The sequence below is a fragment of the Verrucomicrobiia bacterium genome (genome assembly GCA_035495615.1).
Classification (GTDB): Bacteria; Omnitrophota; Omnitrophia; order Omnitrophales; family Aquincolibacteriaceae; genus DATJFP01.
Genome location: DATJFP010000017.1, coordinates 1 through 23675, shown reverse-complemented (window position 1 = coordinate 23675; position 23675 = coordinate 1). Strand labels below are relative to the sequence as shown.

Here is a 23675-nt window from a genome sequence, read left to right as displayed (position 1 = left end):
GACAGGAATTCTCCTGCGTCATTTTTTAATACTGCAGCGAAGCATTTTCGACAAGGCTCTGGGTCACCGCTTCCGGAGATTGCTCCGCCGCGAAAATTCTTCCGAAGATTTCCACGGAAACGGTCTTTGACAGAAAATCGGCCGGCTCGCCGGCGCACATCAGTTCCAGAGCCGGCGCCGAAAGGCCGAGAAGCTCTTCCAAAAACCCTCCCTTAAAGAACGCGGGTTTGACCCGCAGATGGCGGTGGCCGTACATCGGAAAACCCATCTTCCGCTTGAACGCCAGGCGCGCCGGGACGCGGCGCGCGGCCTCGAGCCTCAGGATTTTTTTGTCCATCATGAACGGATGCTTGATGTCGAGCGCCTTCAAAGAAAAACCCCGCCGGAAGCGCGCCGGGAGATTCAATGCGAAACGGACCAGGGCGTCGTCCAGATAAGGAAACCTCGACTCGATCCCGGAGCTCATGCCCATGCGGTCATTGCGGTGCAAAAGCGAAAGCAGGCCGTGCTTCATCATCTCGAGGCTCTGCGCGTAGGCTTGCCTCTGTCCCGCGGGCAGAAAGGAGTACGCGTCCTGCGCCGCGCCGCGCGTGAGCACGGGCTCGAAAGCGCGCGCGGTCCTCTCGAGAAACGGATGGATGGAATGCATCTCGTCGTAGACGCGGTTGCTGAGGCCCGGGACGATGCCGTAGAGTTTTTTGCTCAGCTCGAGCGGGAAACGCAGCGCTTTTTTCCAGCGGCCCCAATGGAGATGCGGGTAGCCCCAGAATAATTCGTCGCTTCCTTCGCCGGTCAGGACGGCCTTGACTCCGGCGCGGCTCGCCAGCTCCGCGACCTTCGCGAACGGGATCGCGTTGATGTGCGTGACCATCGGACATTCGTAATGGTAAGTGCAGGAAGCCCAGCCCGAGAGCATCATCTCGGGCCGGAATTCAAAGGCCTCCAGCTTCTTGCCCAAAAATGCGGCCAGCATTTTCGCGTCTTCATACTCCGAATAGGCTCCGACGACGTTCGCGGTGAAAAGCGTGTGCGGCGCGTCGAGCTTTGCGGCCCAAAACGCGATCAGCGAGGAATCCACGCCGCCGCTCACGAAAGATCCCATGGGCACATCGCTCATGAGCATCCTGCGGACGCTGTTTTCCACGAGCCCGCCGAAAAGGCCCTGCACTTTTTCAAAAGGCATGCTGTCCAATTCCGCATGATAATGCGGGTCGATCTCTTGCCGGAGGTCGTGATAGCGGCGCGTCTCCGCCCGCTTTCCGCCTTTGCAGACGAGATAAGTTCCCGGCTGCACCTGCCTGACGCCTTTGAAGACCGTGTACTCGCCCGACTGGTCCCCGAGGCCTGACGCGGAAAAAAACGTCCGGACGGGTTCGACTTCCAAAGGCGCGACCGGCTTGAAGGCCTTGGCTTCGGAAGCCCAGTAAATCCCTTTCTCGTTTTCGAGCCACAGAAGCGGCTTGATGCCGTAACGGTCACGGCACAGGTACACGACGTCCCCGTCGAGGTCCGCGAAGGCGAACGCGTACATCCCGCTTATCTTTCGCAGCGTCTCTTCGACGCCCAGATGGACGAGGGCATGAAACAGCGATTCGGTGTCGGAGCCGGATTTAAAAACAATCCCTTTCGCGGAAAGTTCTTTCCGGAGATCCTGATGATTGTAAATCTCGCCGTTGTAAACAAGCACGCGGCGCCCGTCCGAAAAGGGCTGGTGGCCCGCGGGCGAGGGATCGACGATGCTCAGGCGGTTGTGCGCGAAACCCAGATTTCCTTTCAACACAAATCCGAAATGGTCGGGGCCCCGGTGCTTCTGGAGCATCCCCATCTGCTTCAGCGCTTCTTCGCCGGCCTTGTGAGGCGGCTTGAGCTGCATGCCCGCTATGCCGCACATCGCTGCTGTCCTCCAGTTTTCATGATGCCGCCTTCCAGGCCTGGATGACATCGGCGACGCGTGCCGCGGCCTTACCGTCCCACAGGGAAGGAACCCGCGCTTCTTTGCGCTGCCCGCCGTTCAAGGCCGACCGCACTTCTTCGGCGATGCGTGCGGGATCGGTGCCGATGACGCGGTTGGTGCCCTCTTCGATCGTCACGGGCCTTTCCGTATTGCCGCGCAGCGTGAGGCACGGCACGCCAAGCGCGGTGGTTTCTTCCTGAATGCCGCCGGAGTCGGTCAGGACAAGCCGGGCGCGCGCCATCATGCCCAGGAAATCCAGATATCCGAGAGGCTCGCAGATTTTGACGTGCGTCCACCGCATGTTCAGTTCCGCGAAACGGGCCTTGGTCCGCGGGTGCATCGGAAAAATCAGCGGAAGGATTTTCCCCGTCTCTTCGAGGGCGGCGTGGATGCCCGAGAGCTTGGAAGCGTCCTCCAGGTTTTCGGGGCGGTGCAGCGTGACCAGTCCGTATTTTTTCTCTTCCAGCCCTTTCGCTTTCCAGGGTTCCCTCGCCAGGCTCCTCGCGAGAAATTCACGCAGGCTGTCGATCATGGTGTTGCCCACGAAATGGATCTTCGAATCTCCGATGCCTTCCGCGTTGAGGTGTTTTTTCCCGCTCGGCTCCGTCGTGAAAAGGAGCTCCGCGAGATGGTCCGTGAGAATGCGGTTGATTTCTTCCGGCATGCCGCGGTCGAAAGAACGCAGACCCGCCTCGAGGTGCGCCACGGGAATGTGCAGTTTCGCCGCCGCAAGCGCGCAGGCGATCGTCGAGTTGACGTCCCCGGCGACGAGCACAAGCCTGGGCTTCACTTTGATGCAAACCGGCTCGAAACTTTCCAGGATCTTCGCCGTCTGCGCGGCATGGGTTCCGGAACCGACGCCGAGATTCATGTCGGGCGCGGGAAATTCGAGGTCCCTGAAAAAAAGGTCCGACATTTCGCGGTCATAATGCTGGCCCGTGTGCACGAGGACCTGCGGCATTCCCCTCCGGATCATTTCCTTGACGACGGGCGCCATTTTGACGAAATTCGGACGCGCTCCTACGACGTTCAGAATCACAACGGCAGCTCCTCTTCGAGCAGAGCGGCGAACCGCTCTGAGATCGTTTCTTTATTGAAATGCTCCATAGCGGCCCTGCGGCCCGCCTCGCCCATGGAATCCCGGATCTCTTTGTCCGAACACAGGGCCTCGATCGCGGCCCGCAGGCCCGCGAGGTCGCCCGGTTCGACGGCGATGCCGCAGCGGTATTTGCGGACGATTTCAGCCGGCTCGCCCGCGGCCACGAGCAGCACGGGCTTTCCCGAGGCCATCCCCTCATAAAGTTTCGACGGGACCGCGCCCGGAAGATCGACAGCCAGCGGCACCAGGACGAAATCCGCGGAAGCCAGGTACGCAGGCACTTTATCGGCAGAAACGCCTTCGCGGAATTCGACATTACGCAGGCCCATGTGCCGGCTCTTTTCCAGCAGCGCTTTTTTCTCGGGGCCGTCGCCGAAGAATATCGCCCGGAAAGAACCCGGCGCGGCGCCGGCCGCGTCGAGGATCTGATCCAGTCCCTGAGCGAGGCCGTGGAGCCCCGCGTAAACGGCGACGCAGGACGATTCCGGCCCGAGTTCCCGGCGGGACGTCTCGTTCGCTTTTTCGGGATCGAAAGCCCGCGCGTCCACCCCGTTGGATAAATGGAAGGTCCTGATTTCCGGAAATCTTTTTTGGATGTCGCTCACGATCCCCCGGGCCTGTCCGCTCACCATCCAGCATTTGCGGTAACAGAAATGCTCGAGACGGGACGCAAGCCTGTGCCCCAGGCTTCCGGCGCGGATTTTTTTCAGCCGGACCGCGGACTCGGGCCATAAATCCGAAACGTTGAATATCCAGCGCGCGCGCTTCAGGCGGCTCAGCAGGTAGCCGGTGATCCCGAGAAAAAGCGGCGGGCTCTCCGTCAGAAGATAATCGGCCCGGGGAAGCAAAAACGCCCCCACGGCAAGCGACGAGAACACGAACGAAAAATAATTCGTAAGTCGCGGCAGGGTCGCGGTCGACTGCGTCGGATAAATCCAGCTCCGCAAGACCCGGACGCCGTTCCGTTCCTCTTTCCGGACAAATCCGCCCCAGCCCGGGAAGATCCGCCCGGTCGGATAATTCGGCATGCCGGTCAAAACCGTGACGCTGTGGCCTTTCCTCACCATGGATTCGGCCAGAAAGGAAAGCCGCGACTGAGGCGCGCCCGTTTCCGGCGGATAATATTGAGTCAGGAAAATAATTTTCATGCGCCGGCCCCGGAAAGCGGCGCCGGACACCTGACAACCGCCCTGAATTTTCCGTTCGCTCCGCGGGGAATTTTTTCCAGGATTTCGACCGCCACCGTGACATTGCCGACATAGTCTTTGAAAGCCTTGACCAGCCTCTCCTGCGCCGCCGCGTCATAGCCGCCGGCCGGCACGATACGCAGCAGTATTTTCAGGGAATCGTCCTGGACAATCTGCGCCTCGCGGATCGGGAACCCGGCCTTGAAAACAGGGTCGAGCCTCCCGATGACCCGGCCTTCGGGCGTCACGATGAAGTCGTCGCTGCGGCCTTCGATTCTGCCGATCGCCGGAAGCGTGCGCCCGCAGGAGCAAACAGTCCCCGCTTCCGCGGGCACGCCGCGGTCGCCGACACGGTAACGGATGAGCGGCATCTGTTCGTTCATGAGCCCGGTGCAGATCAAATCGGAAGAACGCCCGGGGCCTCCTTCCATTTCCAGAATGCCGGCTTCCGGCCACAGATGAAGCGTGCCGGCCGCGCATTCTCCCGCCGCGGCGACCCGTTCGGACATCCCGTAAGTCTCGCGCACGGGACAATCGAAAACGCGCGCGATGATTTTGCGCTGCTCTTCGTAAAGCGGTTCGGCGTTGGTCAGGACGACTTTCAGCCGCGGGCCTTTCGCGTTTTCTCCCGCGGCCTGGCACAGCGCCTGGAGCGCGGAAGGATAAGCGTAGATGTATTCGACTTTATGCTGGTGTAGGGCGTCGAAATAAGCGCCGGCCGTCTCCGCGGAAATATGATAGGAAGACAGATAAAGCTGGTGAAACGCCCCGTTCCACACCCAAAATGGCGGCTTGGTCCGGCGGGCGGATGCGACGCGCTGCCCTCCGAGAATTGCCCAGCGGCTCTCGAGATTGACCCCATGCCAGCGGCGCCAGCGGGCTTCGAAAAGCGCGTACCACGCCCGCAGCGTCTCAAGCGAAATCCAAATGTCCAGCGGCGTTCCCGTCGAGCCGCTCGTGGAATCCTGCACCAGCCGGCGCGGGGACGCGCCGCGGACGACGAATGCGCGCGCGCTCCTGCGCAGCGTCTCTTTTTCGAGGATGGGCCAGTTGCGAAGGTCTTCCCAGGAACTGCGGTCTCCTTTTTGCCGGCGTTCGCGCCAATAGTTTTCATAATAAGGAACTTGGGTCGCGGCGGCGTGCAGCATGGCCGCGAGGCGTTCCGAGGTCCACTGCCGCCACTTCTCCGGTGTCCAGGTCTCGCGCTCGAGCGCCTGGCGCACCTTTTCTTCCGTCTCGCCGCCGTAGCGCCGGCTCTTCAGATGCCGCCCCCAAATCGTTGCGGCGGCGCATTTCAGCGGATACGGCAGGCTGTGATACGTCTCGATGAAAAGCGGGTTCATGCGTCCTCCGAATTTTCGGAGAGCAGCTTTTCCCAGGAGTCCATGACCCGGGACCAGTCGAAACTTTCTATTTTTTTCCGGGCATTGCCCGTAAGCTTCGCCGCGAGCCCCGGATTTTCAAGGGCCCGGACAACGGCGTCCTGCATTCTTTCCGCGTCACCAACGGGCGCGAGGAGGCCTTCCGCCCCGTCTTCGACGAGAAACCGCATGCCCCCGGCATCGGTCGAAACAACGCACAGCCCGCAGGCCATGGCCTCGATCACGCTGAGCGGCATATTGTCGATCGACGCCGTGTTCAAAAAAATGTCGGACTTGGAAAGCCAGCCGGGAATTTCCGCATGATCCACGGCCTGGAGAATTTCGACGCGGCCTTCCACGCCGAGCGTTTTGGCCGCCTCCCGCGTTTCTTCGAGCGAGCCGTCTTTTTTGTCCGGGCCGAGCATCCGCAGGCGCGCCTGGGGATAACGTTTCGAAAGCCCCGCGAGGACGCGCACGGCCAGGACGGGATTGTAGATCCGGTGAAACGCGCGGACCCAGCAGAGCTCCGGCTGGAAGCGCGCGCGCGGCTTGAAGGCGTATTCGGACGCCGCGAAACCATTCGGGATCACGCGGATTCCCCGCGGCCCGGCATGCGTTTCCAAAGCGCGCTGAAGATAAGCCGACGGCGCCACGACGCAGCTGGCCTTGCGCAAAAGGCGCGAAACCCGTTTGGGATGCCTGGCTGCAAAGGCGGGAAGATTGCCGCCGTGAAGGTGCACGATGAATTTTTTTTGGGCGAGGCCGAGCGCCGCGCAGCTTGCTTCCGCCCACACGAAAGCCTGCCCGCTGAAAAGCGAAACAACGGCAAGGCGGTATTCCCTTTTCCATTTCCAGATGGAGTGGATCATGTCCAGAAGCCGCGCCGGTTTGGCCGTGACCGTGGAAGTGAAGAAGACCTTTCTCCCTCGGCGTTCGAGCGCGTTTTTGAAATCCTCCATGAGACGCGTCGTTCCTTTGGCCGGAAGGAAATTGCTGACCAGCAAAACGGGGGCGCTCATGCTCCGGGACTCCGGGGTAAATCCAGGGGCGGACCGGCCGTGTCCATTGGAGGAACCGGGAGATCCGGCGGGGCCATACCATCGCGCGGGGATTTCCCGGGCGGAAGAATCGTACAGGCGCAGAATCCGCAAAGGACGCTCGGCGCGGCCACTCTCATTCCGTAAACGAGCATGAAAAGGGCGCTCCAGGTCAGAAATCCTGCGATCACCGCCTGGGCGTTGACATCCTTGGCCCGGTAAAAATATTTCATGCCCATGCACAAAAGGGTCATCAAAGCCGCCAGCCCAAGCACGCCATGCTCGGATACGAGCCTCGAAAATTCCGTGTGCGCGGCGATCGGTTCGCCAAAAATCACCCGGTGGTTCTTGGATTGCCCGGGGCCCACGCCCAGCAGGAAATGATTCAACCAGATATTCATGTCGTCGCGAAAAATTTCTTCGCGTCCCGACAAGGACGTCTCCGAAAATCGTTCCTTGATTGCGCCGCCCGTAAAATTGACCAGACGCGGCACCACGACGATTTTCGCGATTAAAAAGACGACAACGACTGAAAGCAGGAACCGCAGCCGGGCCTGAGGGTTCCGGATCATGACTATAAAATAGACGGCTGCGCTCAATCCCGCCGCATATACGCCTCCGCGCGAAAACGTCAATGCGGACCGCATCGCCATGAAAGCGCCGCACGCGAAAAGAATTATTCCGAGGAACCTGTTTCCGCGCGGCTGCGTGAGCGAAACAAGGCAAAGAAAAGCGCCCAGGCCCAGCACGGCTGAAATCTGGTTCGGTCCGAAACCTCCGCTTGTCGTAAAATTCGAATTGGCGGAAAATCTGATCTCTTCGGCCGTGAACATGACGAAGTAAGTCAGCAAAGCCACGCCGAGAGCGGGCCCAAGGTAGATCCAGAGCAGCTTCTTGAACTGCGCGGGGGTCAAGCTGGCCTTCGAGAAAAAAAGAGCGCACGCCGTCAGTGTCACGGGACCGGACAGGTTAAAGCTGATATCTTTGCGCGCGACCTCCGTGAGAACGACGCCGGAATTGCTGTGATACAGGAAAATCATCGTGGAAGGCAGCAGCAGGATGAAATAGGTCAGCGGAAGCCCCGGCCTCCTGAATCCCCGCTTTAATATCCCCAGGCTTGCGATGAGCAAGACCGCATATTTCCCATATTCCCAGAAAAGATGCGCTCCCGTCATTCTCCAAAGGACTTCGGCGCCGGCAATGTAAAAGCAGACGCAGATCGCTTTGAAAGGGGTCTTCTCTCTCAAAATAAAAAACACGCCCAGCGCGGTCACGGCAAGGCCGTGGTAAGTCGAGAGGCTGCGGACCCTGAAAAAGATAACCGCGAGCAGGACGTGGCCGAGCATAAACAGGACCGGAAAAATCACGGGATCTTTTTCCGGATTTTTGCGCATCGCGTGAGGCATCGGGCGTCCCATGGGATCAATTTCCACGAGCGCCTCCTTCCAGCCATTCGACGCGGAGCTTCTTCAGAAAATACTCGTACGTGAAAACATCGGAAGCCTTGGCGGCTCTCTCCGATTCTTTCTTCCATAAATCAGGGTGATGCGAATAATCCGAGAGCGCTTCGGCATAAGCCGCCGGTTCCGCGGATCCGAAAGATCTGCCGGTTCCCGCCGCTTCTAGATATTCGGGAATGCTCCCAGCTTTGTTGGCCAGCGGAACCGCGCCGAAAGCCATGCCTTCGCTCAACACCTTGGGCCAGCCTTCGGTCTTCGAAGGCAGCAGCACGAAATGGGCCGTCTCATAAAGGCCGAACAAACGCCTCCGGCCGATCCATCCGTGCACTTTGATTTCCGCGCCTTCCGGCAAATCTCGGGCGGCGGTTTCCATGCTGCCGCGCAGAACGCCGTCTCCAGCGATATCGAGCCTGAATTTGATTCCTTTGGCGGGCAATAGCCGCGCGATCTCCAGGATGCAGTCCGCCCCTTTCGCGGCTTCCAGCCTCCCCGCAAACAGCAGCCTCACGGGCGAGCAAAGGATTTTTGACGAGGCCTTCATCCCGGCCTCCGCGAGCTGGTTCCGGCTCAAACACGGATTATGAAAACTCCTGACGTGCGGGGGCTGGTCCGGCCACATCCCGTTGATCGTGACGAAAGCGTGGGCGAACATGCGCTTCAAGATCCATTTTTGAAGCGCATAAGACGCGGGCCGCCCGGGATATTTTCCCCAGCTTCCGGCATATTTGATCCAGATTTTTTTTCTGTATCCCGTCATCAAAAGAAGAAAAAGTGCGAGCAGGGAAATATTCGCCGGGCATCTGACGTGGACCGCGTCCGCATTTTTTATTTCGGCGAGAATGACCCGCGCATATCCGGGAAACGCCGCGAAAGCACGGATCTTATCGGAAAATGTTTTCCCGCCCGAAGGCCTGACGGGGATCAATCTCACATTGCCGCTCGTGTACGGGAGGAACGATTCGGGCGCTTCTCCGGGGTGAAGGCAGGCCACATGGCGAACCTCGTCGAACAGCGCCGCAAGCGAAGAAATTTCTTCCGCCGCCGCGCCCCAGCCGACCAGACTCCCCTCCCTTTTATAGTGGGCCATATTGGAAACAATGAGAAGGTTCATGCGTGCGCGGAAGCGGCGGCCTGCTGATAGAGATGGATCCATTCGTCAATTTTTTTGCGAAGATCGAACTCCTCACGGGCAAATTCGGACTCTTCTTCCCTCAGACGCCGAAGCTCCTGGAGGCTGCAGGCAAGAAGCTGTTCGATCTTCCCGGCAAGAAGATCCGGACGGCCGGGGGGAACAAAACGATCCGGAAATCGTTTGGCGGTCCTGCACGCGATATCGCCCACCAACGAGGATACGAAAGGAAGGCCGGCAGCAAGATACTCGATCAGAACAAGAGGCCCCGACTCAGAAAGCGACGGCATGACGGCGAAATCCGCGTTTTTGAGAAGTCCCGGAGCATCCTCGCGCTTTCCGAGAAATATCACCTTGTTTTCAAGCCCGCCTTCCTGCGCTTTTCTGCGGCACTGATCGGCATAGGCAGGATGGCTTTGGCCGCCGGCGATTACAAACACGCAGTCCGCCGGTTTCAATTGCGCGATCGCATCAAGCAGCACGTCGACGCCCTTCTCGGGCCGCAGGTCGCACACCGCGATGAACAGCCGCCGGCCGGCGGGAATATCCAGCGCTTTCCGCAAATCAACGGGCTCCGCGCTCTCCAGCCGTCCCAGGTCGATAGCGTTTCCGAAAATGCGCACCCGGTCTTTGGCAAATCCCGCTTTCTCGGCCCATGCCGTCAGCCTCTCGTAAACTCCCACGTAAACCGCGGCATAGCGTTTTGCCCAGCATTTCATCCATAAAGGAACGGAAAAATCCATCTCTACTCCGTAATGGTCATGAAAAATCAAGGGCTGGCGTATCATGCCGAGAGATTTGAGAAAAACCACGAAAGAGAAAGACGAACGTCCATGGATATGAAGCACTTCAGGTTTTTCCAGCTTCAAGGCCTTCAGAAAATGCAGCATCCCACGCACATCGAATGTCGAGCGCCTCTTCAGGACGTGAAGCCGAACCTGTTGATCCAGCCCGGCTGCAAGATCCGCTTCGCAGCGCGTTACGCACATGGAAACATGACAACCTTTGGCCGAGGCCGCATTCGCGAGATCCACAGCCATGCGTTCCTTGCCTCCTATCGCGAGGCTGTCGATCACATGCATGACACGGACGAGGCTGGAGCTCGAGTTAGAATTCATCGTTGAGGCCCGCTCGCCGCGCCCTCGTGCCGGCCCGCCCATTGTCCATAAACGCTTGCAAGCTTCTTATGCTGGCTGGACCAAAGGTAGTGATCGATAATTTTTTGCCGCGCCCGGCGGGACACGGCTTCGAGATCCTGCGCCGGCATTTCGAGAATCTGCTGCAGCGTTTTTTTCAAGGCAAGCGGTTCCTCTGCCTTGAAGAGGAATCCGTCATTCCCGGATGACAGCACCTGCGAAATTCCTCCGACGTCGGAACCGATGACGATCTTTCCCATGGCCATGGCTTCCAGAAGTTTCGTCGGGATAAAATATTCCGCGGACACAAAGCGCAGCCTGGGAATAATCAAAAAATCACACTGCGCCATAATACGGGACACTTCCGAATGGCTGACCTGCCCTTTGTAATCGATTTCTTTCTTACGCGCGGCTTCGATGACCCTGTCTTGATGCTCTCCCGAGCCGACGACCGAAAAGCTGAAGCCGGGTATTCCGGCAGTTTCCAGAAGCCTCAGCAAAAAAGTGATCCCGTTCATCGTATCCAGAAGACCGATAAAAAGGACTTTGAACGGTCTGCGGGCAGCGGCATACCTGCCTTCTTCATACTTCCCCAGATAGTCCGCATCTGCTCCGTTGGTCACTGCATGGATCTTGGAACCGGCGATTCCGAAAGACCGGCTGATGGCGTCCTTGGCCGCTTCGGTTTGCGCGATGATCACGTCGGCCTTTTCAAAAACAATCTTTTGCTCGATTCGCGCCAGGGGATTAAACCGCCATTTTTCAGAGATTTTCCGGGGCAGTCCGAAGAGGCCGTTGGCTTCCCACAGAAGCGGCACGGGGCGGGACAGAAGTTTTTTAAGATGATCGAGAATATGAAAATTGAAAAGCTGGGAATGTCCGAAAAGAAGATCGGGCCGGAGGTCCGTCCGCTGCATGAAGCCGTGAATGCCCCGGGCAATTTGCTCCGCGAGATAAAATTTGTTCCAGAATCTGAGGCTCTTGGCGGCTACCCCGATGCTGACAATCCGGAGATGCCCCCGCACCTCTTCTCGCACGCCGTTTTCCCCCATGTGACTGGTAAAGATGATGTGGTTGTTTTCTTTGTCGTCCGTTTCATGATAAATGCGCGAATAGCCTCCCAGCTGGGCCTTGCCGGGGCTGAAATCCTGAGAAAAATGAACGATGTTAAGCGCCATACTCCTTCATGTAGCGGCTGATCTGCGCGGCGACGGTATGTTCTTTCTGCACCACGGCCCGTCCCGCGGCTCCGTTTTTTTTCAAATCTTGCCGGTTCCGGCTGAGCCGAAGGATGAGGCCGGCCAGTTCGTCCGGATCGCAGCAGGGCGTGAGAAAGCCGTTCCTTCCATGCTCGATCACTTCTTCCATTCCTCCCGCCCGCGTCGAAACGACGGGCACTTCCATGGACATGGCTTCCAAAGCCGCGTTGCTGATGCCTTCATACACGCTGGGCAAAAGAAACACGTGGCACTTCTCCAGCTTTTCCCGGACCGCTTCACGGCTGGCACGTCCGGCAAAAGACACCTCGGCTTCCAGATTAAACGCTTTCACCAAATAAGACAGCTCGTCGTCGGCCGGCCCGCCGCCGACAATCTCGTAATGGAAACGCGCGCCTTCGAGTTTCGCTTTTTTCAACGCCAGGAGAGCAAACACATAACCTTTCTGCCAGGACAGACGACCGACCGTGATCAGGCGCAGGACGCCGTCTTCCACGAAAGGTGATTTGCGTGAAAAATAAGCGCCGTCGATCGCCGGCCGGTTGATGAAGACTTTTTCTTTCGGGATGCCGTAAGGCTCGAGCGTGCGCAGCATATCTTCCGAGACGCAATGGATCCGGTCGATTCCCTCGAAAGCGCTTTGCAATTCCGCGGCTCTCTTCGGATCCACAAGCAGCCTCAACTTTTCGGCACTTCCCCGGCAGCTGAAATAAAGGCGCGCCGGCCTCAGCAGTATGAAAGCGGCCCGGTAGCGCACGGCGATCCCGGAAAATTCGAAATGGATGACATCAAAACGGAAGGGAATATACGGAAGCGCCTTGATCCATGCCTTCAATGCCCCCATGAAATTTTTCGACTCCTGAAACGAAAGAGCCAGCGCCTTCAGACATGCAAGCGGACGAAGAACGAGCGCCTTGCAGCACCCGCCCGCGGCCCCGCCTCCGACGGCGGGGACGATTTTCACGCCGGCTTTTTTTAGAAACGGGTCTTCTCCGAAAAATGAGGCGTCATGGTCCCGGTCATGAATAAAAACGCGCACTTCGCATCCCGCCTTTGCGAGGCCTTTGACCTTCTCGTAAATGAAGGTTTCCGAAAGAGCCGGAAACCGGTTTGTCACGACCGCGATCCGCATCAGGCCCCGAGCCAGTATTTCCTTTCCCAAAGCGCCAGGCTCAACAGGCTCCACAAAGACCAGGTGTCGCGCGCATCGCCCCGCCGGGCATTTTCCAGCATCCGCGTGACGGCGCCAGAATCGACTTCGAAGCCCAGAAAATCTTTCCGGTCGATCAGGTATTCCTCGATCCATTTCTTGAGAGGCCCGAGAAGCCACCGCTCCATCGGAAAGGAAAAACCTTTTTTTTCGGCAGCCTGGAATCCGATCCTGGAATCCAGCAGCTGCCTGAGGGGCAGCTTTCCGATGCGTTTACGGGCATCGAGACAATTCTTCCAATCCGTCCTGCAGGCGGCGTCGATGATTTCTTTGTCGAGCAGCGGCGTCCTGACTTCCAGAGAATGGAACATGCTGGCGCGGTCCATCTTCAGCAAAATCCTGCCCAAATGGACTTCGAATTCATTCCAGCGGCTCCAGAAGGCCGCGTCATCCCGGCGGCTCGCGGCGCAGTGGAAATACTTCGTCTCGGGAAAGACGGACACCTCCGGCACGTTTTTAAAATATTGAAAGACATTCCCGGTCGCGATCGTATGTTTCCGGCGGTACAAGTCTCCCAGGCTCGGCGCGAGCACTTCCCGCGTAGGAAAATAAGCGCCCGGCAAAGCGTGCCGGAAAGCAATGAGCATCTTTCTTAAAATTTTCGGGAAGCGGAAATAGCCGGCCTGTTCGGTCGCCGCGAGAAACCGCTCGGGATATCCCCAAAACAGCTCGTCGCCGCCATCGCCCGAGAGAACGACTTTCACATGTTCCGCGGCCACTTTACTGAGCATCAGGGCGGGAATAATCGAATAATCGCAGGTTGGCTCGCCGCAGGCTTCCATGACGTCCACGACAAGGCGCGCTGCGGCATCGTCATTGAGAATTTCGACGTGATGTTCGACTCCCAAGGCCGCCGCGAAACGGGCGGCCATTTCGCTTTCGTCCTTCTGCCCGGGATAATCAAAACCGAGCGTGAAGGCTTTCAAGCGCGCGCCGGATTGCTTGCTGGCTTCCGCCGCGACCAAAGGAGAATCGATTCCTCCGGAGAGAAAAACACCCACTTCAACGTCGCTCACCATGTGACGCTTCACCGCTCTCGGCAGGGCTGACTCGAGGGCTTCCAGAGTTTCCTCACGCGAGCAGGGATTGTCCTGCCGGGAAGGAAAATCAAAATAGATTCCCTTCTTGGCCGGGTTTCGCAGTTCAAATCTGAGCCAGGCGCCGGCTTCCAGCATGAACACGTTTTCGAGAAGGGTATCCGGCGGAGGCACGTAGCCCAGATTCAGATAAAGCGCGAGGCCTCGATTGGAAATCGCGGTCTTGCGGGTTTTTGCGAAGGCCAGGACTTGATCCATTTGGGAAGCAAAACAAACTTCTCCGTTGTGATGGTAATAGTACAAAGGCTTGATTCCCGCGTGGTCGCGCGCGAGCAGAAGGACGTTTTGTTTCGCGTCATACAAAGCCAGGGCAAACATGCCGTTGAACCGCGGCAGCGCGTCTTCTCCCCACCGGACAAGCGCCTGCAGCACGACCTCCGTGTCTCCGGAAGAATTAAATCTGACGTTTTCGGCTTCCAGCTGAGCGCGGATGTCCTGGTAATTGTAAAGCTCCCCGTTGTAAACGAGAGCGTAGCGTCCGTCGGAAGTCACCATGGGCTGGCCGCCGCGCTTCGAGAGATCCAGAATCGACAGCCGCCTGAATCCCAGGGCACAATACTTTCCATCTGACCATCGCCCCTCGTCATCGGGTCCGCGGCGCGTCATCATGGAAACCATCTTGCCCATGAGAGCGGCGTTTCCTGAAGAGGCAACGTCACCGCGGATGGAAAATAAACCTGCTATGCCGCACATGCTCTGACTTTTCCCGTTAGCTTTGCTGCTGCGCCGACCAATAGGAGAAAAAAGGTCCCTTTGCGGATAAAAGCTCCTCGAGGCTCCCTTGCTCGAGGACGCGCCCTTCGCCGATGACGATGATTTTGTCCGCCTTGCGGATGGTCGAGAGCCGGTGCGCGATGATGACGGCCGTGTGGTGGCGGATGACTTGGTCGATGGCTTCCTGGACCACGATTTCGGTTTTCGAATCCAGAGCGCTCGTCGCTTCGTCGAAGATGTAGATCTCCGGTTTTCTTAAGACGGCCCGGGCGATGGCGACGCGCTGGCGCTCGCCTCCGGAAAGCTGGATGCCGCGGTCGCCGACGACCGTCTCAAGGCCCAGCGGGAGGCTCTTGATAAAGTGGGCCAGCTTTGCCTTTTCGCAAACGTCCCAAATCTCCGCCTCGTCGACCGGACGGTTCAAGCCGTAGGTGATGTTGTAGCGGATCGTGTCGTGGAACAAATACGCGTCCTGGCTGACAAGCGCGAAAATCGACCGCAGCGATTTTGAAGTCAGATCCTGGATGTTGATGCCGTCCAGTGAAAGGGTTCCCGAATCCGGCAAATAGAACCGCAGGAGGAGCTGGGCGATGCTCGTTTTTCCGGAGCCTGTGTCTCCCACAATGGCCGTGACCTTTCCCTTTTCGAAAACCAGATCCAGGTGATGCAGGACGGGAGGCCGGTTGCTGTAAGAAAAAGTCACGTCGGAAAAACGGATTTCGCGCTGGAAACCGGCAATGTCCACGGTACCGTCTTTTTCCACGGAGACTTTTTCCTGCTCGAAAAAATCGACGATGTCGAACATGGGACCGTGCACGCGCGCGATGATCGCTTTGAGATTTCCGATGCTGCTCACGCTGTTCAGCGCCCGCCTGAGGACGACAAAAAAAACAAGGTATCCCGCGATTTCATTATGGCGGCCCGGCTCGTAAAACATCGCCATCACGCAGATGAGCAGGAGAAAAGAAACGATCGTTAGAATCTCCTGGATGGCGGGAATGAGCCCGGCCTTCTTTTCGATACTCAGCCGGGCCGCGGCAACGAGGCTGTTCAGGCGCGCGAACTCTTCTCTTTCGGCTTTTTCCATGCCGCATGCCTTGATCAGAGGAATTGCCATCAGGACACCGGAAAACCTTATCCCCAGCGCATTCTGGATGTCGATGGAATTGCGCGAAGAGGCGCGGAGCTTGTGAATGACCCAGTTGATCGCCAGATGCAGGGCGGGAAAAGTGATGACGCTGATCAGCGTCAGCGGCCACGAAATGATTCCCATGAGGAGGAGGTAAGGCAGCAACATCAGGATCGCCGTCAGATGGCGGTTGAGATTCTTTACCGACGTCACGATTTCCAGCGTGTGCCCCAAAATAAGATTCGAGAGATGCCCCAGGCTGTGCTGATCGAAAAAAGTCTTGTTCAAAGAAAGGCATTTCGCAAAAAGAAGTTCGCGCAGTCTTTCGTAGAATCTAAAGAGAACACGGTCGAGAGAATAGACGGAGAAGTACTGGAAGCAGCTCTTGAGCACCGCGGATGCAATAATGACCACCACCAGGAAAATGAAGATTCCGGCATTCGGCCTGTCCCCGTTCCAGAAAATCTTGGCGAACATCCTCATGGGTGCGGGTCCGGATTCCAGAAATTTATAGCTCCCGCTCAAAATCCCCTGCGTCAACGGCATCAACAGCCCGATGCTGAGGCCTTCCAGCAAGGCTGTGATGAAAGAAAGCACAATGGGCACGAAGAACAGATAGACGTTTGTGTTCGTGGCCTGGAGAAGCCGTCTGAACAAAAGCCAATCCGAATCGCCGGGTTCCGGAGGCGTTCGGGCGGATGGGAGGGACTTGTCTATTTAAAACCCCGCATGAAATGTGTTTTGGCAATCACGATTGCTTCTCATTTCGTCCGCGCACAGCTTCGCCCTCTCGGTCACACCCGTAAGGCGGGCCTAGAAGGTCTGGGTCAGACAACGGCCGTTATATTCAGACAGGCTCGACGCACGCCTGATCGATTTCGATGGAAACCGACTGCATCAAAACTTCCAAAGAAAGGATCAGGCGGCAGCGGCCGTCCTTACGAACGATAAAGCCTTCGGTCCCTTTGAAGGGGCCGGCGCGTACGTACACCTTGGTTCCCTCTTTTAAATAGGGAAAAGGATCGATGTCGATTTCTTCTTTGACGAAGCGTTGAATGGCCGTGATGTCCCGTTCCGGGACGGCAATGGGATTCCCCGGGGAAGGCCCCACGAACCTGACGACGCCCTGGGAATTGAGGACGTTCCAGCGCCTGTCCAGCGCGGTATGGACGAAAAGATATCCCGCGAAAAGGGGTTGCTGAATAATTTTCTTCCGGTCGGACCAGCGGCGCGTGATGGTGCGCAGCGGCAAAAAGGTCTGGATGTTTTTCTTGGCGAGCTGCTCAGCGGCAATTTTTTCGTGCCGGCTGCGCGTGTACAGAGCATACCATTGCGGGACAAACCATCGGAGGTCTTCCCTCTGGGTCGGAGCGGATTCCAGTATTTCGGTGAGGGATGCTCGCATAGGAACCTTCGTAGTCGCACCCCAAAAGGGCACACTTTTCCCGGGACGGAATGGCATACGGGCGTGGGTGAGCTTCTAGGGAACTCAGCGGCGCAGTTTAGAGTACAGGTTCACGACAAACTTGCCGTTACTTCATGCGATTCATCAACCAAGCGTCCAGAACGTCTTTTTTAAAGCGCCACTGCCCGCCGATTTTCGTTGCGGGAATTTCACGCTTTTTCAGAAGACGGTAAATCGTGACGAGGTGAAAGCCAAGGTACTTCGCGGCTTCTTTGGGAGTCATGATTTGGGTTCTTTCCGGACGTTTCTGAGGATTTTGTTTTGATTCTTCCATGTTCGAGCACCTGTTTATTTTTGTTATTTTTTTGGTGACTAGAGTCTGTTTCTAGGCTAAATAGTACGATTAAAATTATAAATAGTCAAGTTTTGATAGATATTATTATATTTGTTTCCCGTTGTAAGTCCTTGAGCGTCGCGCAGTTAAAGAAATCTGTTGATTACAATTATGAAATGCTATAATGTTTCCCGTGTCTTACTTAAATAGGCATCCGTGTTTGCGTCGTAAACTGTAACCCAAAGGAGTTAATCAAAATGAAAAAGGGAGTGATCGTTTTTTTGATGATCCTCAGCATGGCCCTGATGCACGCGCCCCGCGCTTCTGCAGACAGCGTTTGGGACATGGCTGAATCCGAGCACTACGGCAGGAAGGCCGGCGGCATGTTGGGCCGCGGTCTTGTGAATGCCGCCACCAGCCCCATGGATTTGATTGTTCAGACGGTGGAAAAAACCCAGGAAGGGCCCCCGCTTTTCGGGACGCTGAACGGCCTCGCTTCGGGTTTGGGCTGCACCGCTCTCAGGGCCTCGTCGGGTATCCTTGACGTGGCTACCTTCTGGGTTCCCGGCTGGAACGGTTTCACGGTTTCGCGTTCCTATTCAAACTGCCTTGCCGAGTCTGCGCCCGCTCCTTATGTCGAACCGCCCGCTCAGAGCGCTCCCGTTGTGGTCGAAGAGCATAATCCCATGGATTATGTGAAGAAAGGCCTCTACGATCAGCCGGCGCCGCAGCAGGAAAGAGCCCGTTACATTAAGTAATTCACGATCTTTTGGATAAAAAAAAGGCCCTCAAAAATTGAGGGCCTTTTTTTTTGCCTTTTTATTTTTATGTTCCGCTTACTCGCCAAAAAACTCCGCGATCTGCGCCACCACATATTCCTGCTGCTCGCGCGCCAATTCCGGATAAATCGGCAGGGCCAGGGTTTCGCGGCTCGCCTTTTCGCTTTCGGGGAAATCCCCTGCCTTATAGCCCCAAAACTTGAAACATTCCTGCAGGTGCAAAGAAAGAGGATAATAAACCTCGCAACCGACGCCCCTTTTCTTGAGATGCTCCATGAGCTCGTCCCTGCGCTGCGCCCGGATGACGTATTGATTATAAACATGCCGGTCATGAACCTGAACCGGAAGAACCACCTTCTTGCTGCGGACGAGGCCGGTATTTTCGAACAGCTTCTGATAGGTCCCAGCATTGGCCTGCCTTTTTGCGGTCCAGCCGTCCAAATGCTTCAGCTTGATGCTGACAACCGCGGCTTGCACCGCGTCCAACCGGAAATTGCCGCCGACAAGGCCATGATAATATTTTTTTTCCGACCCATGGTTGCGGAGCGCCTTAAGGCGCGCCTGTTTTTCCGCGTCACGGCAAACCACCATGCCGCCGTCTCCGAAGCATCCCAGGTTTTTTGACGGAAAAAAAGAAAAGCAGCCGTAATCTCCCCAGGCGCCGGCCCGGATGCCGCCGTGCCCGGCCCCGATGGCCTGGGCCGCGTCTTCGATGACGGCAAGCCCGTGCTTCTTCGCCGCCTGCATGATCGCGGCCATGTCCGCGCATTGTCCGTATAAGTGGACGGGCATGATGGCCTTGGTCTTGCGGGAAATCTTCTTTTCGATTCCGGAAACGTCCATGTTGAACGTGACGGGATCAATGTCCGTGAAGACAGCTTTGGCGCCGACGCGCGCGATGCAGCCGCTCGTCGCAAAAAAAGAATAGGGCGTGGTGAGGACCTCGTCGCCCGGGCCGATGCCTTCGCTCATGAGCGCCATCAGGAGGGCGTCGGTTCCCGACGAAACGCCGCAGCCAAAAGGGACGCCGCAATAATCCGCGACAAGCTTTTCGCAGGCTTCGACTTCCTGGCCGAGAATGAATTGCTGGCTTTTGAACAGGACGTCGAGCCGGGACAGGATCTCATCCTGAATTGCCTGATACTGCTGTTTGAGGTCGAGCAGAGGCACTTGCATGATTTTTTTGGGCATTACGTCCCGCACGAGGATCTCCGTTGAAAGGCAGAAAACGGAGGTATTCTACCGGCAATCCGGGTGTTTGTCTTTACTTGCGATAGGGAAGTAAACGGCGAGGAAATTACTGACGATTCATCCGGTTCATCAGCCAGGCATCGAGGACGTCTTTCTTAAAACGCCACTGCCCGCCGATCTTGGTCGCCGGAATCTCCTGCTTTTTCAGCAGGCGATAGATCGTCACCAGATGAAAGCCGAGATATTTAGCGGCTTCCTTCGGTGTCATAATTTGAGTCCGCTGCTTGCGAACTTGGTCGGATTGTTTTTCTTCCATAAAGGTCCCGTGTGTTGGGCTATGTCAGGCTATAGGATAGAGTGGATAATAGGGCTGAAATTATAATTTGTCAAGAATTGTTACCGGCTACTTTCTAAAGGCAGGAAAAATAAGAAGTTACTCTTTTTTAACACCGATGTCCGAAAGAAAAAAGATGGGCGTGTAATTATAGGGAGCCAAGGTCTTATCCGCGCCTTCGTCGCGATCCACCAGGCAAACGACCCGGACGACTTTGGCCTTGAGCTTCTCGATTTCCTGGATGGCTTTCAGGACCGAGCCTCCGGTCGTGATCACATCCTCGACCATCACAACCCTGTCCCCTTCTTTCAAAGCCGGCCCTTCGATCATTTTCTGGGTGCCGTGATCTTTCGCCTCTTTCCTCACAATTAAGGCCTTGATGGGATGCCCCGATTGGGAGCTCAGCAGGGAAACCGCGGCAACGATAGGGTCGGCGCCCAGCGTCGGTCCGCCGATCGCGTCGGCCTTGTTTCCCTGGATCAGGTTGTGGATGAGCTTGGCCGTGAGGAAAATGCCTTGCGGATCCAGCGTAACTTGCTTTCCATCGATGTAAAAGCTCGACTTTTTCCCGGACGCAAGGGTCCTTTCCCCTTTGATCAGGGCCTTTTCCTTGACGAGCTGCAGTAAGTCGTCTCTAAGCTTTTTGTCTTCCATCTTTTCCCTCAAAATGAGGCCCCATCTTAAAGCGTCATTTCTGAAATTGCAATAGCGTTCCTTTTTTGTCCGGGTTCCTGCCGGCGTACTTGGGCGTGGTGCGCTCCAGGATACGCCGCGAAAACCCTTTGAACATCTGCCCTTCGCTTTTGAGAAGCCCGGAACGCTTGATGAGCGCGCGGAACGTGCGGTCGATGCGGACCGCGATGTCGGGCTTGTACTCCAGGGCCTGCACCGCGCGGTTGAAATATTCCATGATGGATTCGAACTCCTCTTTCGAGACTTTGGTGACCGCGTCGTAGCCTTCGACCTTGAATTTCCCGGTGAAAAGCGAAAAACAGGCGATCATGGCGGCCTGGGCCAGATTGATCGAAGGGTATTCTTTTCCCGTCGGGATCGTCGTGAACCAGTCGCACAAATCAAGATCCGAATTCGAAAGCCCTTTTGATTCTTTGCCGAAGACAACCGAGGCATTCCGCTTTTTGGCCACACGCCGGCAGCGCCCCATCGCATCGTCGAATTCGAGAAAAGCGCGGCGCCGGTTTCCCTGCCTTCGCGTCGTCCCAAGCACGAAATGCGCATCCGCCAAAGCTTCTTTGAGGGAATCGAAGACCTTGGCGTGGGCCAGCAGGGGAAAAGCATGGACGGCCATCTTCTTGGCCTTTTCCTTCCACTTTGCGGGCGGCTTCACCAGCCTGAGGTCGGCGAGATCCATGTTCATCATGGCACGCGCCACGGCGCCGATATTATCCGGGTTTTCGGGTTCGACGAGGACGATCGAAACGGGCATATCCTAAATTTTCCTTTTATTCGACGGCTGCTTTTCTTATGATGCTTTTCAATTAACGGAGAAAACTTTGATGAATTCCCGTTCCCCTTTGGTCATCGGACACCGCGGCGCCTCCGCGCACCTTCCCGAAAACACCCTGCCGTCTTTCAAAATGGCTTTCGAAAAATTCAAAGCCGGCATGATCGAATTCGACGTGCATTTGTCGCGCGACGGCATCCCTGTCGTCATCCATGACGAAACGCTGGAACGGACTACGAACGGGAAGGGCCTGGTGCGAGATTATACACTGAATGAGCTGAAAAAACTCGATGCGGGTCATGGGTTTGATCCGGGTACCATGGGAAGGTGGCCGCAGCGCGGAAAGGGCATCCTGATCCCGGCTTTGGAAGAAGTGTTCGAGGCGTTTCCGGACAAAGAGCTGGCCGTGGAAATCAAAGCCACCGGTCCTGACGTAGTGGCCGCGGTGGCGGCCCTTGTCCGCAAATACGGCCGCGAGCAAAAAACCATTGTGGGATCGCTGGAGCATGCGACGTACCTGCAAATCCTCCGCACGGACATCGGAACCCGCGTTTTTTCGTCCCGCAAAAAGGCCTATCAGCTTCTCGCCGAATACTTCTGCAACCGCAGCAGGCCCCGCAAAGAGCCCCTGCTTGTCGCGTCGCTTCCCGTGGAGTCGAAATTCTTCGATCTCAAAAAACCGGCCTGGATCGACTGGCTGCACAAAAAGCAGGCCACGGTTTATTACTGGACGGTGAATGTGCCGGCGCTGGCACTGAAATTGGCGGCCTCGGGCGCGGACGGCATCATGTCCGACGATCCGGACATGCTTCAAAAAGCCTTGAGCGCCTCCTCCCTTTAACGAAATGAAGCCGCGCAAGAATGCGGTTCAGGATCCCTTGCCGCGGAATTGCTCCCACAGCCGGTTGAATCGCGCCTCGTAGATCATCTGGTAGGTCCCCATTTGCTGGGGGAAAAGGGCTTCGACTTTTTCGCGGAGCTGGACGCGCGCGATCTCGATGTCCACGTCCGGGCATCCGTCGTCCAGGATCATGCGGCAGATGTCTTCGGCGCCGCGCTGAATCTCCAGGGCCTTATGCCTCTCCTCTTCGCTCTCGGAAAAGCGCAGAAAATCCTCAAGAGTTTCCAGGAATGAGACATCGAGCTGGAAACCGCACTCACAATTCAATTTCGTTTCGCTTTCGAATTTGGCGGCGTCATGCTGCTTGCCGCATTTCGGACAACGGACCGGCATAAACGTCTCCTGAGAGTCTCCTAAGACAAGGATACTCGATCGCCGTCAGAACGCGGCGTCGTCCCATTGCCAGGGATAGTCGCTGAGTCCCATGGGATCCGTAAACGGAGTAATGTCGTCGGTGAAAGGAAGAACAAAGGGCGCCGCCACGATATCATAAATTCCGGATGCAGCCCGGGTAATGATATTGGTGATGAGCCTCGGCCAAAAGGTGACCGGCCACATGCGATGGTGGTTCTTGGATTCGAGAATGGGCGTGCGGACAAGCTCCATGGGCATGCCGACGATGTTAAGCGCTCCCCGCCCTTCGACCGCCAAAATGCGGCTGAAAACGCCGCGGTCGGTCCGGCCGGAATCGTAAGCTTGCGCGGGAACGGAGAAAATGAAAGACAAAACCAAAATCCAAGCGATCTTTTTCATGACAGCTCCTCGTTTCATGACGGATGAAAACAGCCCACGGTCCGGATAAACGGTCTTATATTTTTTCGACAACACCCAGAAAAAATCCATCGTTTTCATGGGCGGGCCATAGCCTGCGCCACGGCCCCGAAGCCTCGCCGAATTCGATGTCCACGACGGGAACAAGTCCAGCCTCTTCCTTCATCAGCCTGTCCATCACGCCTTCGTTTTCCACTTCTTCGATGGAGCAGGTCACATAATACAGCCGGCCGCCTTTTTTCAGGTAGCGAAGCGAATTCTTGATGATCTTGAGCTGGTCTTCCTGGTACTTGCCGAATTCTTCGGGGCTGAGCTTCCATTTCGCGTCCGGATTCCGCTTCAGCGTGCCGGTACCGGAACACGGCGCATCCACGAGTATTTTATCAAAACCTTTTTTGGCGAGCTTCATTTCGTCCATGCGGTCGAGGTCCGCGGGGAAAATATTGTAAACGCCGGCGCGGCTTGCCCGCTTTTTAAGGTCGTCCAGCTTGTGTTTGCGGATGTCGGTCGCCACGATGCGTCCTTTGTTCTGCATCATGGCCGCCAGCGAAAGACTTTTACCCCCGCTCCCCGCGCACACGTCCCAGACGGCATCGCCCGGCCGCGCGCCGACCGCCTCGCAGACTTTCTGGCTTCCCGCGTCCTGGACTTCGAAAAGCCCTTCCGTAAATTCCTCCAGATTGAAAACCGCGGCCCGCTCCTTGAAGACAAGGCCCATGGAAGAGATCGGCGAAACTGAGACCGGAAACCCGCCTCTTTTCAGCCGCG

The 23675-nt window shown here is 56.9% G+C and carries 23 protein-coding genes; 2 read left to right on the top strand and 21 right to left on the bottom strand.

Annotated features, from left to right (window positions below):
* Nucleotides 1–25 precede the first annotated feature (25 nt).
* The 14 genes from asnB (VL688_01935) to VL688_01870 form a co-directional block, all read right to left on the bottom strand.
* The gene (asnB, locus tag VL688_01935) at nt 26–1891 is read right to left on the bottom strand and encodes an asparagine synthase (glutamine-hydrolyzing) (protein ID HTL46803.1); all 1866 of its coding nucleotides are present in this window, start codon (nt 1889–1891) and stop codon (nt 26–28) included.
* A gap of 19 nt (nt 1892–1910) precedes the next feature.
* Nucleotides 1911–2993: a UDP-N-acetylglucosamine 2-epimerase (non-hydrolyzing) gene (gene wecB, locus VL688_01930; protein ID HTL46802.1), complete on the bottom strand. Its 1083-nt coding sequence runs from the start codon at nt 2991–2993 to the stop codon at nt 1911–1913.
* A complete protein-coding gene (locus VL688_01925) occupies nt 2990–4201 on the bottom strand; it encodes a glycosyltransferase family 4 protein (GenBank protein ID HTL46801.1) in 1212 nt (403 codons plus the stop codon). The genes wecB and VL688_01925 overlap by 4 nt, the downstream gene beginning before the upstream one ends.
* On the bottom strand, nt 4198–5583 hold the full coding sequence (locus tag VL688_01920; protein ID HTL46800.1) for an AMP-binding protein: 1386 nt from the start codon (nt 5581–5583) through the stop codon (nt 4198–4200). Before VL688_01920 ends, VL688_01925 begins: the two co-directional genes overlap by 4 nt.
* Nucleotides 5580–6620, bottom strand: coding sequence for a glycosyltransferase family 4 protein (locus tag VL688_01915; protein ID HTL46799.1), 1041 nt, complete (start codon nt 6618–6620; stop codon nt 5580–5582). Before VL688_01915 ends, VL688_01920 begins: the two co-directional genes overlap by 4 nt.
* Entirely contained in the window at nt 6617–8071 is a 1455-nt protein-coding gene (locus VL688_01910) for an O-antigen ligase family protein (GenBank protein ID HTL46798.1), read from the bottom strand. Before VL688_01910 ends, VL688_01915 begins: the two co-directional genes overlap by 4 nt.
* A complete protein-coding gene (locus VL688_01905; protein HTL46797.1) occupies nt 8061–9209 on the bottom strand; it encodes a glycosyltransferase in 1149 nt (382 codons plus the stop codon). The genes VL688_01910 and VL688_01905 overlap by 11 nt, the downstream gene beginning before the upstream one ends.
* The gene (locus VL688_01900; GenBank protein HTL46796.1) at nt 9206–10345 is read right to left on the bottom strand and encodes a glycosyltransferase; all 1140 of its coding nucleotides are present in this window, start codon (nt 10343–10345) and stop codon (nt 9206–9208) included. The genes VL688_01905 and VL688_01900 overlap by 4 nt, the downstream gene beginning before the upstream one ends.
* Entirely contained in the window at nt 10342–11541 is a 1200-nt protein-coding gene (locus VL688_01895; protein ID HTL46795.1) for a glycosyltransferase family 4 protein, read from the bottom strand. Before VL688_01895 ends, VL688_01900 begins: the two co-directional genes overlap by 4 nt.
* Nucleotides 11531–12697, bottom strand: a complete 1167-nt coding sequence (locus VL688_01890) for a glycosyltransferase family 4 protein (protein ID HTL46794.1) — start codon at nt 12695–12697, stop codon at nt 11531–11533. Before VL688_01890 ends, VL688_01895 begins: the two co-directional genes overlap by 11 nt.
* 14 nt (nt 12698–12711) lie before the next feature.
* Complete coding sequence (gene asnB, locus VL688_01885; GenBank protein ID HTL46793.1) at nt 12712–14580, bottom strand: asparagine synthase (glutamine-hydrolyzing); 1869 nt, start codon at nt 14578–14580, stop codon at nt 12712–12714.
* 16 nt (nt 14581–14596) lie between these two features.
* The gene (locus VL688_01880; protein ID HTL46792.1) at nt 14597–16387 is read right to left on the bottom strand and encodes an ABC transporter ATP-binding protein; all 1791 of its coding nucleotides are present in this window, start codon (nt 16385–16387) and stop codon (nt 14597–14599) included.
* A 190-nt stretch (nt 16388–16577) separates the two neighbouring features.
* Nucleotides 16578–17135 carry a UpxY family transcription antiterminator gene (locus VL688_01875; GenBank protein HTL46791.1) on the bottom strand — a complete coding sequence of 186 codons (558 nt, stop codon included), beginning with the start codon at nt 17133–17135 and terminating at the stop codon, nt 16578–16580.
* 127 nt (nt 17136–17262) lie between these two features.
* Nucleotides 17263–17418 (bottom strand): helix-turn-helix domain-containing protein, encoded by a 156-nt coding sequence (locus VL688_01870; GenBank protein ID HTL46790.1) that lies wholly within the window; start codon nt 17416–17418, stop codon nt 17263–17265.
* Between the two features lie 308 nt (nt 17419–17726).
* Between VL688_01870 and VL688_01865 the strand changes: the two genes are divergently transcribed.
* Nucleotides 17727–18227: a hypothetical protein gene (locus VL688_01865; GenBank protein HTL46789.1), complete on the top strand. Its 501-nt coding sequence runs from the start codon at nt 17727–17729 to the stop codon at nt 18225–18227.
* Nucleotides 18228–18305: 78 nt separating this feature from the next.
* Here the strand turns inward: VL688_01865 and VL688_01860 are convergent, their stop codons facing one another.
* From VL688_01860 to VL688_01845, 4 genes are all read right to left on the bottom strand, one after another.
* Nucleotides 18306–19451: a DegT/DnrJ/EryC1/StrS family aminotransferase gene (locus VL688_01860; protein ID HTL46788.1), complete on the bottom strand. Its 1146-nt coding sequence runs from the start codon at nt 19449–19451 to the stop codon at nt 18306–18308.
* A gap of 94 nt (nt 19452–19545) precedes the next feature.
* Nucleotides 19546–19755 (bottom strand): helix-turn-helix domain-containing protein, encoded by a 210-nt coding sequence (locus VL688_01855; protein ID HTL46787.1) that lies wholly within the window; start codon nt 19753–19755, stop codon nt 19546–19548.
* 117 nt (nt 19756–19872) lie between these two features.
* Nucleotides 19873–20427 carry an orotate phosphoribosyltransferase gene (pyrE, locus tag VL688_01850; GenBank protein ID HTL46786.1) on the bottom strand — a complete coding sequence of 185 codons (555 nt, stop codon included), beginning with the start codon at nt 20425–20427 and terminating at the stop codon, nt 19873–19875.
* Nucleotides 20428–20461: 34 nt separating this feature from the next.
* Nucleotides 20462–21217, bottom strand: a complete 756-nt coding sequence (locus VL688_01845) for an RNA methyltransferase (protein HTL46785.1) — start codon at nt 21215–21217, stop codon at nt 20462–20464.
* Nucleotides 21218–21287: 70 nt separating this feature from the next.
* On the opposite strand from VL688_01845, the gene VL688_01840 reads away from it, so the two are divergent.
* Nucleotides 21288–22076 (top strand): glycerophosphodiester phosphodiesterase family protein, encoded by a 789-nt coding sequence (locus VL688_01840; GenBank protein HTL46784.1) that lies wholly within the window; start codon nt 21288–21290, stop codon nt 22074–22076.
* Between the two features lie 27 nt (nt 22077–22103).
* On the opposite strand, the gene VL688_01835 is transcribed toward VL688_01840, so the two are convergent.
* From VL688_01835 to VL688_01825, 3 genes are all read right to left on the bottom strand, one after another.
* Nucleotides 22104–22469: a hypothetical protein gene (locus VL688_01835; protein HTL46783.1), complete on the bottom strand. Its 366-nt coding sequence runs from the start codon at nt 22467–22469 to the stop codon at nt 22104–22106.
* Between the two features lie 45 nt (nt 22470–22514).
* Nucleotides 22515–22889: a hypothetical protein gene (locus tag VL688_01830; protein HTL46782.1), complete on the bottom strand. Its 375-nt coding sequence runs from the start codon at nt 22887–22889 to the stop codon at nt 22515–22517.
* Nucleotides 22890–22944: 55 nt separating this feature from the next.
* Nucleotides 22945–23675, bottom strand: a 731-nt coding sequence (locus VL688_01825) for an RsmB/NOP family class I SAM-dependent RNA methyltransferase (protein HTL46781.1), incomplete at its 5' end; no start/stop codon positions are given.

Coding starts and splice junctions, on each gene's coding strand:
- asnB (HTL46803.1), bottom strand. CDS start 1,891: ATGTGCGGCATAGCGGGCATGCAGCTCAAGCCGCCTCACAAGGCCGGC.
- VL688_01925 (HTL46801.1), bottom strand. CDS start 4,201: ATGAAAATTATTTTCCTGACTCAATATTATCCGCCGGAAACGGGCGCG.
- VL688_01920 (HTL46800.1), bottom strand. CDS start 5,583: ATGAACCCGCTTTTCATCGAGACGTATCACAGCCTGCCGTATCCGCTG.
- VL688_01915 (HTL46799.1), bottom strand. CDS start 6,620: ATGAGCGCCCCCGTTTTGCTGGTCAGCAATTTCCTTCCGGCCAAAGGA.
- VL688_01905 (HTL46797.1), bottom strand. CDS start 9,209: ATGAACCTTCTCATTGTTTCCAATATGGCCCACTATAAAAGGGAGGGG.
- VL688_01900 (HTL46796.1), bottom strand. CDS start 10,345: ATGAATTCTAACTCGAGCTCCAGCCTCGTCCGTGTCATGCATGTGATC.
- VL688_01895 (HTL46795.1), bottom strand. CDS start 11,541: ATGGCGCTTAACATCGTTCATTTTTCTCAGGATTTCAGCCCCGGCAAG.
- asnB (HTL46793.1), bottom strand. CDS start 14,580: ATGTGCGGCATAGCAGGTTTATTTTCCATCCGCGGTGACGTTGCCTCT.
- VL688_01875 (HTL46791.1), bottom strand. CDS start 17,135: ATGCGAGCATCCCTCACCGAAATACTGGAATCCGCTCCGACCCAGAGG.
- VL688_01870 (HTL46790.1), bottom strand. CDS start 17,418: ATGACTCCCAAAGAAGCCGCGAAGTACCTTGGCTTTCACCTCGTCACG.
- VL688_01865 (HTL46789.1), top strand. CDS start 17,727: ATGAAAAAGGGAGTGATCGTTTTTTTGATGATCCTCAGCATGGCCCTG.
- VL688_01855 (HTL46787.1), bottom strand. CDS start 19,755: ATGGAAGAAAAACAATCCGACCAAGTTCGCAAGCAGCGGACTCAAATT.
- pyrE (HTL46786.1), bottom strand. CDS start 20,427: ATGGAAGACAAAAAGCTTAGAGACGACTTACTGCAGCTCGTCAAGGAA.
- VL688_01845 (HTL46785.1), bottom strand. CDS start 21,217: ATGCCCGTTTCGATCGTCCTCGTCGAACCCGAAAACCCGGATAATATC.
- VL688_01840 (HTL46784.1), top strand. CDS start 21,288: ATGAATTCCCGTTCCCCTTTGGTCATCGGACACCGCGGCGCCTCCGCG.
- VL688_01835 (HTL46783.1), bottom strand. CDS start 22,469: ATGCCGGTCCGTTGTCCGAAATGCGGCAAGCAGCATGACGCCGCCAAA.
- VL688_01830 (HTL46782.1), bottom strand. CDS start 22,889: ATGAAAAAGATCGCTTGGATTTTGGTTTTGTCTTTCATTTTCTCCGTT.